Below are 2,375 nucleotides of genomic sequence, written 5' to 3'. Positions count from 1 at the left end.
CCGCGTCATTTTGGACTATTAATTGTCATCGCTCTGTTCGGGACCTATCTTCTCACCTTCGGTTGGTCGCTTCCCTTTGGGCATGTTCATGATTTTGTTCACGTTGGTAGTTTGCTTGCACTGGGTGCAGCAATTCTGTGGGGCGGCTCGACCGTTATGGGCAGCTACTTGCTTCGCTCGATGAAATATGAGACGGTAACCTCTCTCCGCTTCATGGTGGCGCTCCCTCTGCTCATTGTTCTTACCTCTGTGGAGCATGCTCCGTGGAATATGCCTACAGGTACATGGGCGGGCGTTGCTGTAATTATTAACTTGCTGCTGCAGGCATTGCTTCCGGGCCTCCTCAGCTTATTACTGTACTACAAAGGCTTAAGTACAACCAAAGCTTCTTATGCCACGATGGCAGAATTGAGCTTTCCCATGGTTGGTGTCGTGATTAACTGGATTGCTTTCCAGCAAATCGTTACCGTGGCGCAATTGACTGGTTTTATGCTGATCTGGATTACACTCTTTATGATTTCTCGTCAACAGAAAAATGAATAGCATGATTCCCTTTCATGCTCACCCAAGCCAAATCGTGAAGATGCTTTTGCATCTCCGATTTGGCTTTTTTGTATTCATATCTCAATTGGTTCTTAAGAACTATTTTTCAAAAAAAGCACCTAAAACATGCCTCGATTCCTCATTTTTCAAGATTACATCTATAAAATCAGTCGATTTATGTCGAATAAAACAATGTAGTGACCATCAGACACAGAGGAGAAAAAACCATGACTAAAGAAAAACAAACAGTTCCGTGGTGGAACAGGTTTCTTAACCAGTTTTATTTAATGAGGACAAAATTAATCATTTCTTTTTTGGCTGTGTTATTGATTCCGAGCTTACTTATTGGATACTTTTCTTATCAGGGGGCTACGACACAGCTCAGTCAGCAAATGGCTAATTCCGTATACACGAATCTGTATCTGATCCAAAGCAATGTTAATCAGTATGTATCCCCGATCATGAAGGACGTGGACGTCCTTACCAGTGAAATCCAAGCTGATTCCATTGGTTCCAACCAAGAAGCCCTTCAGAAAAAGTTGGATGACATCGTCAAAGCTCATCCTGAGTTAGATGCCGCGCTCCTCGGCAATGCGAAAGGAGAATATATCCGTTCTCCGATAAAAAAGGAGGCTGATTATGATCCTAGGGAGAGAAAATGGTACAAAAACGCGATGCTACATAAGGGCAACATATTTGTCGGTGTTCCAGTTGCCAGCGTTACGACAGGGAATCTAGTAGTTAATGTATCGGCAACGCTGAAGAACGGTGAAGGGGCTGTTGCATTGGCTTTGAATCTGGACAAGATGGGGGACAGTCTGCAGTCTGTTAAGATAGGCGAACGCGGAGGACTCATCATTGTTGATTCTGACCATAAGGTTGTATCTGGAGCTGGAGCAGCCTTTGACAAGACAGGCAAAAAACCGGCTGACACCATGGAGGGACTTCCCAAAGTGGCGGCAACCGGGGAAAATAATACTCCTTCCGTGTCGCAAATTCAATTTATGAAGCGGGACGTGCAGGCCTTTACACTTAAGGACCCTCTCACCGGCTGGGACATTGTCGCACTGTCAGATCTGGAGGATTACAGTGATGCAGCTCAGCCAATTCTGAAGCAAAGCCTGATTGTAATTGTTATTTCCATACTGGCTGCTGCGATCATCATTGTGCTCATGGTTCGCTCGTTCCTGATCCCACTCAAGAAGCTGCAAGCAGGAACAAGGATCGTGCGTGACGGCAATCTGACCGAACGTGTAAATCTATCTAGGAAGGACGAGTTCGGCGAGCTGGCACAGAATTTTGACCAGATGACACATTCCTTACATATGATGGTCTCCGAGGTCAACCAAACGTCCTCCCGACTTGCATCCTCTTCCCTGGTAATCAAGGAGAGCACAGAGCAAACGACGGAGTCCGTACAACATGTAGCGGAAACGGTTATGGAATCCGCAGAAAATGCAGCGACCAGCGCCGAAGCATCCGAGCAAACCGCTAATGCCGTTGAAGAAATGGCGAAGGGTGTCAGCACGATTGCTGAATCGGCAAGCTCTATCGTGGATTCAGCCGGAGAAACTGAGCAAGATGTAGCTCAAGGTAGTCAAATGATCAGCCATGTGCGGACACAAATGGACCGCATTCTGGAGGCAGTAAGCCAAACGGCTAGTCTGATGGATGAGCTATCTCAGCTCTCGGATGATGCAAAGCAAATGAATTCGGCTATAGCCGCCATTGCTAAGCAAACGAATTTGTTGTCCCTAAACGCATCTATTGAAGCCTCTAGAGCTGGCGAAGCTGGGCGTGGATTTGCAGTAGTCGCTATAGAGGTACGCAAG

2 protein-coding genes are annotated in these 2,375 nt (G+C 46.4%); both read left to right on the top strand.

The features are described 5' to 3' along the window. Positions 1–543 (top strand): EamA family transporter (locus AC5V8P_RS25135; protein WP_495474008.1); only part of this gene is annotated, 543 nt, incomplete at its 5' end. A 227-nt stretch (positions 544–770) separates the two neighbouring features. After that, a partial coding sequence (locus tag AC5V8P_RS25130) for a methyl-accepting chemotaxis protein (RefSeq protein ID WP_495474007.1) occupies positions 771–2,375 on the top strand: 1,605 nt, incomplete at its 3' end.

Source organism: Paenibacillus sp. N119s (genome assembly GCF_059447605.1).
Note: the sequence above shows the minus strand (reverse complement) of the source record. Positions and strands in the feature narration are given on the sequence as shown.